This window comes from Tardiphaga sp. 285_C5_N1_2 (genome assembly GCF_052076065.1).
GTDB classification, from domain to species: Bacteria; Pseudomonadota; Alphaproteobacteria; order Rhizobiales; family Xanthobacteraceae; genus Tardiphaga; species Tardiphaga robiniae.
The window spans coordinates 695,271-710,334 of record NZ_CP197241.1 but is presented as its reverse complement, the minus strand read 5'-3'; the positions used below and the strand labels follow the sequence as shown (position 1 = coordinate 710,334).

At 61.9% G+C, this 15,064-nt stretch carries 11 protein-coding genes; 10 read left to right on the top strand and 1 reads right to left on the bottom strand.

Going from position 1 to position 15,064, the window contains the following annotated elements; genetic code table 11:
* Positions 1–62: 62 nt before the first annotated feature.
* Positions 63–824 (top strand): crotonase/enoyl-CoA hydratase family protein, encoded by a 762-nt coding sequence (locus AB7951_RS03310; RefSeq protein ID WP_093757040.1) that lies wholly within the window; start codon positions 63–65, stop codon positions 822–824.
* Positions 825–982: 158 nt separating this feature from the next.
* Positions 983–2,758 (top strand): bifunctional metallophosphatase/5'-nucleotidase, encoded by a 1,776-nt coding sequence (locus tag AB7951_RS03305; protein ID WP_120287994.1) that lies wholly within the window; start codon positions 983–985, stop codon positions 2,756–2,758.
* 1,060 nt (positions 2,759–3,818) lie between these two features.
* On the opposite strand, the gene AB7951_RS03300 is transcribed toward AB7951_RS03305, so the two are convergent.
* Positions 3,819–5,894: an EAL domain-containing protein gene (locus tag AB7951_RS03300; protein WP_120287043.1), complete on the bottom strand. Its 2,076-nt coding sequence runs from the start codon at positions 5,892–5,894 to the stop codon at positions 3,819–3,821.
* A 309-nt stretch (positions 5,895–6,203) separates the two neighbouring features.
* On the opposite strand from AB7951_RS03300, the gene AB7951_RS03295 reads away from it, so the two are divergent.
* The 8 genes from AB7951_RS03295 to AB7951_RS03260 all read left to right on the top strand — a co-directional run bounded on the left by AB7951_RS03295 (position 6,204) and on the right by AB7951_RS03260 (position 15,055).
* Positions 6,204–7,139, top strand: a complete 936-nt coding sequence (locus AB7951_RS03295) for a histone deacetylase family protein (protein WP_089265990.1) — start codon at positions 6,204–6,206, stop codon at positions 7,137–7,139.
* A 92-nt stretch (positions 7,140–7,231) separates the two neighbouring features.
* Entirely contained in the window at positions 7,232–7,483 is a 252-nt protein-coding gene (locus AB7951_RS03290) for an exodeoxyribonuclease VII small subunit (protein WP_068734542.1), read from the top strand.
* 101 nt (positions 7,484–7,584) lie between these two features.
* Complete coding sequence (locus AB7951_RS03285) at positions 7,585–8,775, top strand: hypothetical protein (RefSeq protein ID WP_441255658.1); 1,191 nt, start codon at positions 7,585–7,587, stop codon at positions 8,773–8,775.
* A 460-nt stretch (positions 8,776–9,235) separates the two neighbouring features.
* Positions 9,236–11,161, top strand: coding sequence for a 1-deoxy-D-xylulose-5-phosphate synthase (gene dxs / locus AB7951_RS03280; protein ID WP_089265987.1), 1,926 nt, complete (start codon positions 9,236–9,238; stop codon positions 11,159–11,161).
* Positions 11,162–11,301: 140 nt separating this feature from the next.
* Positions 11,302–11,844 (top strand): nucleoside 2-deoxyribosyltransferase, encoded by a 543-nt coding sequence (locus AB7951_RS03275; protein ID WP_120287045.1) that lies wholly within the window; start codon positions 11,302–11,304, stop codon positions 11,842–11,844.
* Between the two features lie 2 nt (positions 11,845–11,846).
* Positions 11,847–12,602 carry a TlyA family RNA methyltransferase gene (locus tag AB7951_RS03270; protein ID WP_093757044.1) on the top strand — a complete coding sequence of 252 codons (756 nt, stop codon included), beginning with the start codon at positions 11,847–11,849 and terminating at the stop codon, positions 12,600–12,602.
* Entirely contained in the window at positions 12,595–13,833 is a 1,239-nt protein-coding gene (locus AB7951_RS03265; protein ID WP_120287995.1) for a methyltransferase, read from the top strand. Before AB7951_RS03270 ends, AB7951_RS03265 begins: the two co-directional genes overlap by 8 nt.
* Positions 13,834–13,909: 76 nt before the next feature.
* The gene (locus tag AB7951_RS03260) at positions 13,910–15,055 is read left to right on the top strand and encodes an alpha/beta fold hydrolase (protein WP_439060542.1); all 1,146 of its coding nucleotides are present in this window, start codon (positions 13,910–13,912) and stop codon (positions 15,053–15,055) included.
* Positions 15,056–15,064 lie beyond the last annotated feature (9 nt).

Below are 15,064 nucleotides of genomic sequence, written 5' to 3'. Positions count from 1 at the left end.
GCAGAGGAAACGTGCCAGCCGCGCTTTTTGCGGGGCGCTATGGGCTATGCCAGGGAATTGACATGACCGAACATCTGATCGTGACCGACGACGAGGCCACGCGCGTGATCACGCTGCGCCGGCCGGAAAAGAAGAACGCGCTGACGCAGGACATGTATCACGCCATGTCGGACGCGATCGACACCGCGCAGAACAATCCCGATATCCGCTGCATGATCATCACCGGCGGCTCCGGCGCCTTCACCGCGGGCAACGACCTGCAGGATTTTCTGAAGGACAGCGCCGAAAAGGCCGAGTCCCCACGCGCGTCGAACGCCGTGAAGTTTCTGTATTCGCTGGCGCAGAACACCAAGCCGATCATCGCCGCGGTGGATGGCATTGCCATCGGCATCGGCACGACCATGCTTTTCCACTGCGACTATGTGCTGGCCTCGACCACCGCAACCTTCTCAACGCCGTTCATTCATCTCGGCCTGGTGCCGGAAGCCGCCTCCAGCCTGCTGTTCCCGCGCACAATGGGTCATCAGCGGGCCTTCGCCGCGCTGGTGATGGGCCGCACGATGACGGCGGAAGATGGCCAGGCCGCCGGTTTCATCAACGAAATCGTGCCGCCCGGTCACACCGAAGTCGAAGCGCGCAAGGTCGCCCGCGAGATCTGCGCACTACCGGTGGAAGCCGTGGCAATCTCGCGCCGGCTGCTGAAGCTCCCGCCCGAGGATCTCACGCGGCGCATCGATCAGGAGAGCCATCTGTTCGGCGAGCGCATGAAGTCGCAGGAAGCGAGCGCGGCTTTCAAGGCGTTCTTCGCGCGCAAGAAGGCGTAATCTAACCTCTCCCCGTGCTTACGGGGAGAGGTCGACGCGTCTTCGCGGCGGGTGAGGGGCATGGCACCATGCCAGCATCGATGGAGATCTAGCGGATCACATCGCTGTCGCACTGAGACGCCAAAGTCCTCAATCATCGATACAAGATGCTCAAAATCATGCGACCCGATAGCTCTCCCGAATGGCAATGCCCTTGCGCCGCCCCTCACCCGGATCGCAAAAGCGATCCGACCTCTCCCCGTAAAGCACGGGGAGAGGTTAAGAATGCAGCGCTCGCTGCGTGCACTGTTCTAGCTGGCGCACTATTATGTGTAGCACCGGCCGCCCATGCCCAGACCCCAACATCCCCCATCGACGTCACCGTCCTTGCCATCAACGACTTCCACGGCAATCTGCGCCCTGCCCCCGGCGGTATCAGTATCGACGATCCCGCCGACAGGACGAAGAAGATCACCGTGCCCGCCGGCGGCGCCGAGCATATGGCGACGCTGGTCAAGCAGCTCCGCGCCGGCAAGGCGAACAGCGTATTCGTGGCCGCGGGCGACCTGATCGGCGCCAGCCCATTTCTCTCCGCGCTGTTTCATGACGAACCGACCATCGAGGCACTGTCGATGATGGGCCTTGAGATCGCCTCGGTCGGCAATCACGAATTCGACGAAGGGCGCGACGAGCTGCTGCGCATGCAGAACGGTGGCTGCCATCCCGTCGATGGCTGCCAAGGCCCGCATCCCTTTGCCGGCGCGACGTTCAACTATCTCGCCGCCTCGACCATCGATACCAAGACCGGCCAGTCGCTGCTGCCGTCCTATCAGATCAAGACATTCGACGGCATTCCCGTCGCCTTCATCGGCCTGACGCTGAAAGGCACGCCCGGCCTCGTGGCGCCGCCCGGCATTGCCGGTCTCGAATTCAGGGATGAAGCGGACACCGTCAACGCGCTGGTGCCCGAACTGAAGGCAAAGGGTGTCGAGGCCATCGTGGTGCTGATCCATGAGGGCGGCTTCCCCACCGGCGACTACAATGAATGTCCGGGTATTTCCGGACCGATCGTCGATATCGTGAAGAAGTTCGACAAGGCGGTCGACGTCGTCGTCAGCGGTCACACCCACCGCGCCTATACCTGCCAGATCGACGGACGACTCGTCACGTCGGGCGACAAATACGGCACGCTGGTTACCACCATCGATCTCAAGCTCGATCGCACGACGCAGGACGTCATCAGCGCCAAGGCCGACAACGTCATCGTGCGCACGGCAACCTATCCCGCAGATCCCGCCCAGACGGCCTTGCTTGCCGCCTATGACAAGGTTGCCGCGCCCATTGCCAGTCGCCCTGCCGGATCGATCACCGCAGCGCTGTCTCGCATGCCCGACATGACGACCGGCGAAAGCCCGCTGGGCGATATCATCGCCGACGCACATCTCGCGGCGACATCGGCCGGCAATCTCGGCGCCGCCGTGATCGCCTTTACCAATCCCGGCGGCATCCGCGCCGACATGACCAAATCGGTCGACGGCAGCGTGACCTATGGCGACGTCTTCGCAGCGCAGCCGTTCCGCAATCAGCTGGTGACGCTGACGCTCACAGGCACGCAAATCAAGGCGATGCTCGAGCAGCAATGGAACACCCCGAGCCGGCCGCGCATCCTGCAGGTCTCGAAAGGCTTCAGCTACGCGTGGGACAACACGGCGGCGGCGGGTCAGCGCGTCCCGCCCGGGCGCATGATGCTGGAGGGCAAGGTGATCGATCCCGCAGCAAATTATCGCGTCACCGTGAACGGCTTTCTCGCCGTCGGCGGCGATGGCTTCACGGTGTTGAAAGAGGGCAAGGAGCCGCTGGTCGGCGTCTATGATGTCGATGCGCTGAACGCCTACATGAAGGCCAACAGCCCGGTGTCGCCGATGCCGCTGGGACGAATTGCGCGGGTGGATTAGGGGAACGCCTGTCTGCCGGAAGCTGTCATTCTGAAGCGATCATCTTGGCTCTTCATTCCCCGGCCCGGGATCTCGACCCAAGCTCGTCATTCCGGGGCGTGCGTCGCCGGCGAAGCCGGCAGAGCGCGAACCCGGAATCCCGGTGTGTTTGGCACGATCAGAGAGTCCCATGTCGAGATTCCGGGTTCGCGTTCGGCGAGAGCCGCCCGCGACCCGGAATGACGAGTGTGAGATAGACCCGCGCGGAACGCACCAAAACATTTATTCCTAAATCCCGTTGACAGCATCTCCATCAGGTTTATATTCCCCTCCGTCCTGCCCCACCGAGAGGGGCGATCGCGATCGTCACGTTCGCGGGGTGGGATGCGGTGGACGCCGGAGATGCGGCGTCGCGCGGTTCATGGGGGACGTCTGTCTTCGGGCAGGACGGATCTGCGCCAGCACTGCCACTGGCAAGGAGACGACCGACCTTGGGATGGACAGAGCCCTGGACAGTGTGACGGACGACCAAGTCAAAACGTGTCCGGCCTATTCGCTTGAGGCTCCCTTCCCATCGCCTTGGGACTTTAATTCGCGATCGGATCGTTCGTCGAGGCAAAGTGCAAGCAACCGAAAAAACACCGCAGGCGGAACGTCGGGCACTTGCTCGGCGCCTCCGAAAGTCCTGATGCACTCTAAATTGCGGAAGACCGCATTCGCATCAGGCCCAAGGGTGCAACGGGCACCCGGCGTTCCGCACGCCCTCTCACAAGGGGCGGGAATGCAAGCGACGACGGCGCCCCCGCGCCGTAAACAACAGGGGTGATGACGCATGTCTGAAGAGCAGTGGCTGTTTGACAGTTGAATCCGTGAATGACGTGACGCGCTATCGGCGCCGCACCCACAGGTGTCATCCCCGGGCTTGACCCGGGGATCCAGCTTGGCCCGCACACCGTCGCACAAGAAAGATGGATGGCCGGGTCAAGCCCGGCCATGACGTGGGGAGAAGCCTGGGATTATTGCGAAGCTCGCTTCGCGCCATCCGGCCATGACGATCATGAAATTGAACGGCCTTCACCTTCTACGCCACGTTTCTCCGATCGATCTCGCTATGGACATCGAACGGCTCCGGCCTGCCCACCGCATAGCCCTGCGCAAAGTCGACGCCGATCTCCGTGAGCGCCGTGATGATCTCGTCGCTCTCGACAAATTCCGCCACCGTCCGCTTGCCCATGATCTTGCCGATATGGCTGATCATCTCGACCATGGCGCGGTCGATCGGATCGGTGAGCATGTCCTTGACGAAGGAGCCATCGATCTTGAGATAGTCCACAGGCAGGTGCTTGAGATAGGCGAAGGATGACATGCCGCTGCCGAAATCGTCCAGCGAGAAGCGGCAGCCGATCTGCTGCAGCGCCTGAATGAATTTATTGGCATCGGCGAGATTGGCGATGGCGCTTGTCTCGGTGATCTCGAAGCAGATGATGGTCGGCGGTATCCGATAGATGCGGAACTGCTCGCGGACATAGTCCAGAAAGCTTTCATCCTTGAATGTCGCGCCGGACAGGTTGATGGCGCAGGTCGAGACCGGCGTCGCACCTTCGACCAATCGCGCGGCGAGAATGATGAACGCATTCCTGACCACCCAGCGATCGATCAGCGTCATCAAACCATAACGTTCTGCCGCGGGAATGAAATGGCCGGGCGCAACCAGTTGCCCCGCCTCGTCGCGCAGCCGCAACAACAGTTCGACATGCAGAGTGCCATCCTCGCGCTCGCTGAGCGGAATGATCTTCTGGGCATAGAGACAGAAGCGATCCTGTTCCAGCGCATCGTGAATGCGCTGCACCCAGTTCATTTCGCCGAACCGCTGCAGCAATTCGGAATCGCTGGGCTGATGCAGTGTAACGCGATTGCGGCCTTTCTCCTTGGCCATGTAACAAGCTGCATCGGCCGCGCGTAGCGCCTCTTCCAGCGTCACCTCGGGCTGCGCGATACAGACGAGGCCGATACTGACGGTGACGTTGAACGAACGTCCGTTCCAGACGAAGTTCAGCTCCTCCACCGTCCGCCGCAATCGCTCGGCGGTCGCCGCTGCACGATCCGGCTCGCAGCGTTCCAGCAGCACGGCGAATTCATCGCCGCCAAGGCGGGCCAACAGATTGTCCGGGCGCAGATGTTTTTTCAGTATGCCCGAGACCTGCCGCAGCAGATGGTCGCCGGCAGCATGGCCGCAGGTGTCGTTGACGATCTTGAATTGATCGAGATCGAGGAACATCAGTGCATGCGGCCGCGCATCAGCGTCGATCCGCGGCAATGCGTATTGGACCCGACGCTCGAATTCGCGGCGGTTCGCCAGCCCCGTCAGTGCATCATGCGAGGCCTGGAACGCGAGACGTGAGATGTATTTCTGCTCACGCTCCTTCTCGATCTTCAGCGCCGTCTCGAAGCGCTGACGCTGGATCAGCAGATTACGTGTCCGCCAGATGCCGAGCAGGATCAGCAGCGCCGCGGTGAGCACATTGGCGACCAGCAGAATGCCTTGAATGGCGCGGGAGCCGATGCCGAGGCGCCGGGAGAACTCCACTGCCAGCGGCGAGGTCTGTTCATTGATCTGGTCGATCTGCGCCTTCAGGGCTGCAAGGCGCATCGACCCCACCTTGCCATCGGTGACGCTAGCGTGAATGGCGTCGGCCGTATCGACCAAATTCTGGATCACGGGATCGGTGGCGTGCCAGGTCTCGATGGCTCGGGCGAGATAGACGACCTTGCTGAAATTGCGAAACAGCGAGATCATGCCGGGGATGTCTGCGGCATCGTTGCCGCCTTGCAGGAATCCGTCATAGGCAGCCCGCAGATCCGGCACCGGCTGTTCGAGCGCGCGGCGCGCGATGAGATCCCCAAGCGGCACGGCGATGCTCGCCTGATAACGACGATAATATCTGTCGTCGCCGGTCTCGGCATAGAGACTGAGCGCATGCACCGCCTCCATCTGCCCCTTCGACCATCGACTTTCGCCGGTGACATAGGCGCGGACCGACGACAGGATGTGGATGCTGGTGCCGGCGAGAAATGCCTGCAGCAAGACGATGGCAACGAACGGCCACACCGAACGCAAGAGATGGGGTACGCGCCTTGGATATTTCGATTCACTCATCGCGTACGAACCCACCCCAGACGCGAGCGCAACTGCGGAGTCCGACGATGGAATATGCGCACCTTCTCCGCAGAATGCCGCGGCCTCCACCGATAGCAGCCGCGACTTAACGCGCGTTTCAATTCCGCGGCGTCAGGCGGTGTCGATGAAACGACATGAATCGAATGTGAAGAAAGCGATCCATAATTCTGATCGGTAGCTCTGTTAGGGGACGACCGCACCAGCGATGCCCCCCTATCGGAACCTGACCTGACCGGCTAGGTTATCGTCTCATCATACCAGCGCACCCTGCGCTTGCGGACCATTTGCATGACGACACTTCTTCTGAGCCATCCGGCCTCGCTCGATCACCTCACCCCGCCCGGCCATCCTGAACGCCCCGACCGTATGCGCGCGGTGGCGCAGGCACTCAGCGAAGACCGCTTCAACGCGCTGGTGCGGGGCGAAGCGCCAGAGGGCAACCTCGACGTCGTCAGCCTGTGCCATGACAATCATTACATCGATGAATTGCGCCATGTCGCGCCGAGCAGTGGCCTCGTCTATCTCGACGGCGACACGTCGATGTCCCCCGGCACCTGGGAAGCGGTGATGCGCGGCGTCGGCGGCGCAATCGCGGCGACCGACGCGGTAATGAAAGGCGAGCACAGCAATGCCTTCGTCGCGACCCGCCCGCCCGGCCATCATGCCGAGCACAACAAACCGATGGGCTTCTGCTTCTTCGATCAGGCCGCGATTGCAGCGCGGTATGCGCAGCGCACCTACGGCATTACCCGCGCGGCCGTCGTGGATTTCGACGTCCACCATGGCAATGGCACGCAGGACATTTTCTGGGCCGACCCCACCGTGATGTATTGCTCGACACATCAGATGCCGCTGTTTCCCGGTACCGGTGCATCCCAGGAGCGCGGCGAGCACGACACGGTCGTCAATGCACCGCTGCATGACGGCGACGGCAGTGCAAAATTCCGCTCTGCTTTCGACAATCTCATCCTGCCGCAATTGCAGAAATTCGCACCGGAACTGCTGATCATCTCCGCCGGCTTCGATGCGCATCGCCGCGATCCGCTCGCGTCGCTCAATCTCGACGCCGAGGATTTCGGCTGGGTGACGCGCAAGCTGATGGATCTCGCCGACAGCACCGCCGGTGGCCGCATTGTCTCGGTACTCGAGGGTGGTTATGATCTTCAGGGCTTGAAAGAATCGGCTGCGGCCCATGTTTCTGCGCTGATGGGGGCATCGCGCTGAAAGGGGCGCAGGTCGCAAAACCTACCCGCCACAATACGCCCTCAAACATATCTTTGACTCCGTCCTTCCAAAACGCGCGCACGGGAAACCGAATGGCCGAGAACACTCACGCTGACGTCAAGAAACTGACCTTTGAGACCGCGATCGAAGAACTGGAATCGATCGTGAAGCGCCTCGAAGACGGCAAGGTGCCGCTGGAAGAGTCGGTCGCCATCTATGAGCGCGGCGAGGCGCTGAAACGGCGCTGCGACGAGTTGCTGCGTCAGGCTGAAGCCCGCGTGGACAAGATCACCACGGATTCGAACGGCAAAGCGATCGGCACCGAACCGCTGGACGTCCAGTAGGAAATCGCGCGGGCTGAGACCTCGCACCACCCCGCGGCCGAATTAGCGCTTGGCGCATGGCGCGGCCTGTTTATAGTCCGCCGTCAGTCCGGGGAACCAGCGTGCGCGTCCAGCACCGTCATGTCATCTATGTGCAGGGATACGATCCGCGGGGACTCTCGCAGTATTACCGCATGTTTCGGACCGAACTGCGCAAGTTCGGCCGGCTCTATGGTCTGACCACCTCGGTCAGCCGGCCGAAAGGTCATACGGACGGCGAATTTGCGCATGAATCCGCCTCCTGGCGCATCGAAACCTCCGGCGACGGCTGGCAGACCACAACCGATTACGATTTCCTGCGCTGGGAAGACATGATCCAGCGCGATCTGGCCGTGCCGATCTGGCGCACGCTGATCCACGCCATCGCCATCTATTGGGGCCTTGTCTTCTCCGGTACGATGGGCCGGTTCTGGAAGGCGCATTGGCGCTTCGCCACCTTCATCAGCTGGCCCCACGTCCTGTTGCTCAACGGAGCGATCTGGTCGGCGGGCATCGCCTGGCTGTTCGCGTTAGGGCTGCAGGCGCTTGGAATACACGGATTTCTGGTGGGCTGCGGCGCTGCGGCGGTGTTCGTGGCCGTGCTCGGCTCGCTGCTGAAATACACCGAAAAGCACACCTATCTGCTCTATCTGATGGCCGACACGATCTTCACCTGGCAGTTTTCCCACGGCAACCGGCCGGACTGGGACGCCCGGATCGACCGCTTCGCGCAGCATCTGGTCCAGGTTGCCAAGTCTACCAAAGCGCAGGAAATCGTGCTGGTCGGTCACAGCTCCGGGTCGTTCCTTGGCTCCGAAATCCTCGCCCGCGCGCTGAAACTCGATCCGGAACTCGGCAGCCACGGCCCTCGCGTTGTGCTGCTGACGCTCGGCGGCAATATGCCGATCGTCGGCTTCCATAGAGTCGCGCAAGGCTTTCGCGACAATTTGCGGCTGCTGGCCGTGGAGCCTTCCATCGACTGGATCGACTGCCAGTCCCGCAAGGACGTGATGAACTTCTTTCCGTTCGATCCCATCGCCGGTCACGGGATCGACGCTGGCCCGGCCCGGCGGAATCCAACCATCGTCCCCGTCCGGTTCCGCGAAATCATCCGCCCGGAACATTACAACCGGTTCCGCTGGAAGTTCTTCCGGGTGCACTTCCAGTTCGTCATGGCCAATGAGCGGCCGCATGCCTACGATTTCTTCATGATTGTTTGCGGGCCTGTGCCTCTCAGGGGGCGTGTCAGTCAGCCGGCCACAACTTTGGCGTAGGTCGATGGCCCCCCCACTACCCGCGAAAACGCGTGGAAAAAGCTCGATTTGGGCGTAAAGAGCCCTACCCACACGAGTTCCCATGAGACGGAACCGGTCGCCCGGCGCATCGGCTAGGCACACCGCGCGAATGTCCATAGCGCCTTTGTGCTGCCACCCCCACAGGCACGGCGGTTGGCTTTGGCTATCGCTTTGGTGTAAAGGGACTAGGACTATGCGCTGACGAGCAGGCTGAAACGCCGGCCGTTAACGTAGATAAGCGCTTCATTCATCTGGCAAAAATGATCAGATGAAGTCGCCGCCAAGCATGTTAGATATCACACTGAAAAATCGAAGCCCATTATAAGGCCTCGAAACAGGCTTCCCGGTTCTGGAGGCTGCGGTTGTCCGGTGGGCGCGCGGAAACGCGACGGCCCCGAAGCCAGACGCAGTCCCGGACATGTAAAATTGGAATAGTGCCGTGACCGATTTTAGTAAGACACCGTTGCTCGATACCATCAAGACTCCGGAAGATCTCCGGAAGCTGAAGATCGAGCGGGTTCGTCAGGTTGCCGACGAGCTTCGTCAGGAAACCATCGATGCGGTGTCCGTCACCGGCGGCCACTTCGGCGCCGGCCTCGGCGTTGTCGAACTGACCACCGCCCTCCACTACGTCTTCGATACGCCGCGCGACCGCATCATCTGGGACGTCGGCCATCAGGCCTATCCGCACAAGATCCTCACCGGTCGCCGCGACCGCATCCGTACGCTCCGCACCGCCGGTGGCCTGTCGGGCTTCACCAAGCGCAGCGAGAGCGAATACGATCCGTTCGGCGCCGCGCATTCCTCGACCTCGATTTCGGCTGGCCTCGGCATGGCGGTCGCCCGCGACCTCTCCGGCGGCAAGAACAACGTTATCGCCGTGATCGGTGACGGTTCGATGTCGGCAGGCATGGCTTATGAAGCCATGAACAACGCAGGCGCGATGAATTCCCGCCTGATCGTCATCCTCAACGACAACGACATGTCGATCGCGCCGCCGGTCGGCGCCATGTCGGCCTATCTGTCGCGCATGTATTCGGGCAAGACCTATCGCTCGCTGCGCGATGCCGCCAAGCAGCTCGGCAAACATCTGCCGAAGCTGATCGCCGACCGTGCCGAGCGCGTCGAAGAGTATTCGCGCGGCTTCATGGTCAATGGCGGCACGCTGTTCGAAGAACTCGGCTTTTACTATGTCGGCCCGATCGACGGTCATAACCTCGATCATCTGCTGCCCGTGCTGCAGAACGTCCGCGACATGGAGACCGGCCCGATCCTTCTTCACGTCGTGACCCAGAAGGGCAAGGGCTACGGTCCGGCCGAAGCCGCCGCTGACAAATATCATGCGGTCGTCAAATTCGACGTCGCCACCGGCACCCAGTCGAAGTCCAAGCCCAACGCCCCGGCCTATCAGAACGTGTTCGGCCAGAGCCTCGTCAAGGAAGCTGAGAAGGACGACAAGATCGTCGCCATCACCGCGGCCATGCCATCGGGCACCGGCGTCGATATCTTCAACAAGGCGTTCCCGAACCGCACTTTCGACGTCGGCATCGCCGAGCAGCATGCGGTGACCTTTGCGGCTGGCCTCGCCACCGAAGGCTACAAGCCGTTCTGCGCGATCTACTCGACCTTCCTGCAGCGCGGCTACGACCAGATTGTCCACGACGTGGCGATCCAGAACCTGCCCGTGCGTTTCGCCATCGATCGTGCCGGACTGGTCGGTGCGGATGGTGCGACCCATGCGGGCTCATTCGACAATGCCTATCTCGGCTGTCTGCCGAACATGGTCATCATGGCCGCCTCCGACGAGGCCGAACTGGTCCACATGGTCGCGACCCAGGTCGCCATCAACGATTCACCGAGCGCCCTGCGTTATCCGCGCGGCGAAGGCCGCGGCGTCGAGATGCCTGAAGTCGGCATCCCCCTGGAAATCGGCAAGGGCCGCATCGTCCGCGAAGGCAGCAAGGTTGCTCTTCTGTCGTTCGGCACGCGCCTTGCCGAATGTGAGAAGGCCGCCGACGAACTCGCCGCCCACGGCCTGTCGACCACGATTGCCGACGCGCGCTTCATGAAGCCGCTCGACACTGACATGATCCTCAAGCTCGCCCGCGATCATGAGATCCTTCTGACCGTCGAAGAAGGTTCGATTGGTGGATTCGGCTCGCATGTGATGCAGCTGCTCGCCGACAACGGTATGCTCGACGGCGGTCTGCGCATGCGTTCGCTGGTGCTGCCCGACATGTTCCAGGATCACGACACGCCGGCAGCGATGTATGCCCAGGCGGGTCTGGACTCCAAGGGGATCGTCAAGAAGGTGTTCGAGACCCTCGGCAAGGATTTCAAGGCCGAGACCGTCAAGCTCGCTTGATCTGTCGTTGAACGCGACATCGCGTTTGCAATTGCGAAGAGAATACAACGAGGCAATTCGGCAGGAACCGCCGGATTGCCTCGTTCTCGTCTGAATTGGCTCGTCAATGTCGGCGCGGCTCACCATGAGACGGGGACTTCATGAATATCTATCTCGCAGGCCCCGACGTGTTCCTGCCCAATGCCGCCGAGATCGGCCGGCAGAAGGTCGCGCTCTGCAAGCGCTACGGCGCGCACGGGTTCTTCCCGCTCGATAACGCCATCGACATCAATGCCGGCGACGCTTCGCGCCAGATCTTCCACGGCAACGAAGCGATGATGAATCATTGCGACATTATCATCGCCAATCTCACGCCGTTCCGCGGTCCCAGCGCCGATGCCGGCACGGTGTTCGAGCTCGGCTATATGGCCGGCCACGGCAAGCTCTGCTTCGGCTATTGCAACGACCCTGCGCTCTATCTCGACCGCGTCCGCCGTATGACGGAGATCACCGAGCAGGATGGCCATCTGGTCGATGCGAACGGGCTCACCGTCGAAAATTTCGGCCTCGCCGACAATCTGATGATGATCCACGCGCTCGATCTCTATGGCGCGTCCATGATCGTCCCCCGTGAAGCACCCGATGATCTCTGGCAGGATCTGACGAGCTTCGAAGCCTGTTTGAAACTTGCTGCATCGTACTGACCATGACGAAATCTCAGAACACTGCTGCCGCGCCGCGCAAACGCGCCGATACACTTCTCGTCGACCGCGGAATTTTCGAAAGCCGCGCGCGTGCGCAAGCCGCCATCGAAGCGGGGCTTGTGAAGGCCAACGGCAAAGCGGTCGCCAAAGCGTCAGAACCGCTGCTGCTCGACGCCGCCATCGAGGCTGAACCGGCGCATCCCTGGGTCTCGCGCGGCGGGGTCAAGCTCGCAGGTGCGCTCGAGCTATATCCGATCGAGATCGAGGACCACGTCTGCCTCGACGTCGGCGCCTCCACGGGCGGTTTTACCGAAGTGCTGCTCGCTAACGGCGCCAGCATGGTGTTCTCCATCGATGTTGGGCACAGCCAGCTACATCCATCGCTGCACGGCCATCCGAAAATCATCTCGATGGAAGAGACGGATATCCGCAGCTATGAGAACAAGCGCCTGCCGGCGCGGCCCGACGTCGTGGTAATCGATGTCAGCTTCATCTCGCTCAAGGCGGTGCTGCCTGTCGCGCTGTCGCTCGCCGCGGCGCCGATGAGCCTGCTGGCGCTGATCAAGCCGCAATTCGAGGCCGACCGGAAGCAATCCAAGCGCGGCATCATCAAGAACGCTGCCGTGCATCAGGCCATCTGCGACGACATCACGGATTTTGCCAGGACACTCGGCTGCACCGATATCGAGGTCTTCCCGTCGTCGATCACCGGCGGCGATGGCAATATCGAGTTCTTCATGGGTGCCCGGCGTGGCTGAACACCTGACCATAGATCATGTCGGCCAGCGCGGCGACGGCGTCAGCCTCACCAGTGGCGCGTCGCTGTTCGTGCCCTACACGCTGGCGCATGAGATCGTCGAGACGGAACGCGACGACGAACATCCGGAACGTCGACGATTGCTGCAGATCGACACCGCCAGCCCGGAACGAATTGATCCGTTCTGCACCTACTTCACGCGCTGTGGCGGCTGCGCCATCCAGCATTGGCAACCCGATCCCTATCAGGCCTGGAAGCGCCAGATCGTGATCGACACGCTGGCGCAGGCGAAGATCACTTGCCCGGTCGATCCGATCGTCGATGCCCATGGCGCCGGCCGCCGCCGCGTGACGTTGCATGCCCGGCGCGGCGGCGATGGCGGATTGCGTGTCGGCTTCGCGGCATCGGCAAGCCACGCCATCATCGCTATCGACGCGTGCCCGATTCTGGATCCCGCGCTGGATGGCGCGCTCGATGCCGCGCGCGCGCTGGCCGAGGTGTTGAAGCCGGTCAGCAAGCCCTTGGACATTCAGGTGACAGCGGCCAGCAACGGACTCGATATCGACGTCCGCGGCACCGGGCCATTGCCGACCGCGATCATCACAGCGCTGTCGCGCATCGCCGAGGCGCACAAACTGGCACGCCTCACGCGGCATGGTGAACTCGTGCTGATGCGCGTACCGCCTATGGTCACGATGGGCAGCGCGCAGGTTACACTGCCGCCGGGCTCATTCCTGCAGGCCACGGCCGCCGGTGAAGAGACATTGGCGGCGCTTGTGCTCCAACTCTGCAAAGGCGCGAAGAACATTGCCGACCTGTTCTGCGGCATCGGTCCCTTCGCGCTGCGGTTGGCCACCAAGTCGAAGATTACAGCTTTCGACAGCGATGGTGGCGCGATCACATCGCTGCAACAGGCCATCAAGGACACCAAGGGCCTGAAGCCCATCAAGGCGGAGATGCGCGACCTGTTTCGCCGTCCGCTGGTGCCGCAGGAATTGCGCGACTTCGACGCTGTCGTGTTCGATCCGCCGCGTCAGGGCGCGCAGGCACAGGTCGAACGGCTCGCGGCCAGCAAGATCCCCGTCGTCGTCGCCGTGTCGTGCAACGTCCAGACCTTCGCACGCGATGCAAAGATCCTGATCGATGGCGGCTACAAGCTCGACCGCGTCACACCCGTGGACCAGTTCCGGCATACGCCCCATATCGAATTGGTGGCCCGCTTCAAACGCTAGTTGTCTTTTCACGGTGCTTGCGCTGGAGTGCACTCACGCTGCCGCACAAGTGCAGCATGGAGGCGACGTGACACCCATCGATCCCAACATTCTGCCGGCTGGAATTCGCTCGCGCTTTGTCGAGGACATCAACGGTTTGCGCGTCCATGTGCTGGAGGCCGGCTTCGAAACCACGGGCCGGCCCTGCATCCTGCTGGTGCACGGCTTTCCCGAACTGGCCTTCAGCTGGCGCAAAGTAATGCCGCAGCTTGCCGCTGCCGGCTATCACGTGATTGCGCCCGACCAGCGCGGCTATGGCCGCACCACTGGTTGGAGCGCAGACTATGATGGCGATCTGCGTCCCTTCAATCTGCTCAACCTCGTGCGCGATGCGGTCGGGCTGGTCGCAGCCTTCGGCTATCGCCATGTCGATGCGGTGGTCGGACATGACTATGGCAGCTCGGTCGCAGCCTGGTGCGCGCTGGTGCGGCCGGATGTCTTCAGATCCGTCGTGCTGATGAGCGCCCCTTTCGCCGGGCCTCCGCCGCTGCCATTCGGCACCGCCGATCAGCCGGCCTCGCCAAAGGCGGAAGATCCCGTGCATCGCGACCTCGCCGCACTGCCGCGGCCGCGTATCCACTATCAGTGGTACTACGCCACACTCGAAGCCAATGCTCACATGCAACACGCACCGCAAGGCGTGCATGATTTCCTGCGCGCCTATTATCATCACAAGAGTGCGGACTGGCCGGGCAACACGCCCACTCCATTGCAGGGCTGGACGGCGAATGAACTTGCGAAACTGCCGACCTATTATGTGATGGACCGCGACCAGACCATGGCCGAGACCGTCGCCGCAGAGATGCCAACGCCTGAACAGATCGCATCATGCAAATGGCTGCCGGACAATGAACTGGCCTTCTATGCCGGTGAATATGCCCGCACCGGCTTCCAGGGCGGATTGCAGTGGTATCGTTGCAATACGACAGGCGCGTTCAATGCCGACTACGAGACCTTTGCCGGTTGCACCATCGACGTCCCTTCAGCTTTCATTTCGGGCAAGCAGGACTGGGGCATCTATCAGCGTCCCGGCGCCATCGAGACGATGCAAAACAGCACCTGCACGAATATGCGCGCAGTACACCTGATCGACGGCGCGGGCCATTGGGTGCAGCAGGAGCAGCCGCAAGAGGTCAGCCGCTTGCTGCTCGGATTCCTGAAAGACAACGGTCCGCCATCATAGTCCCTGCGA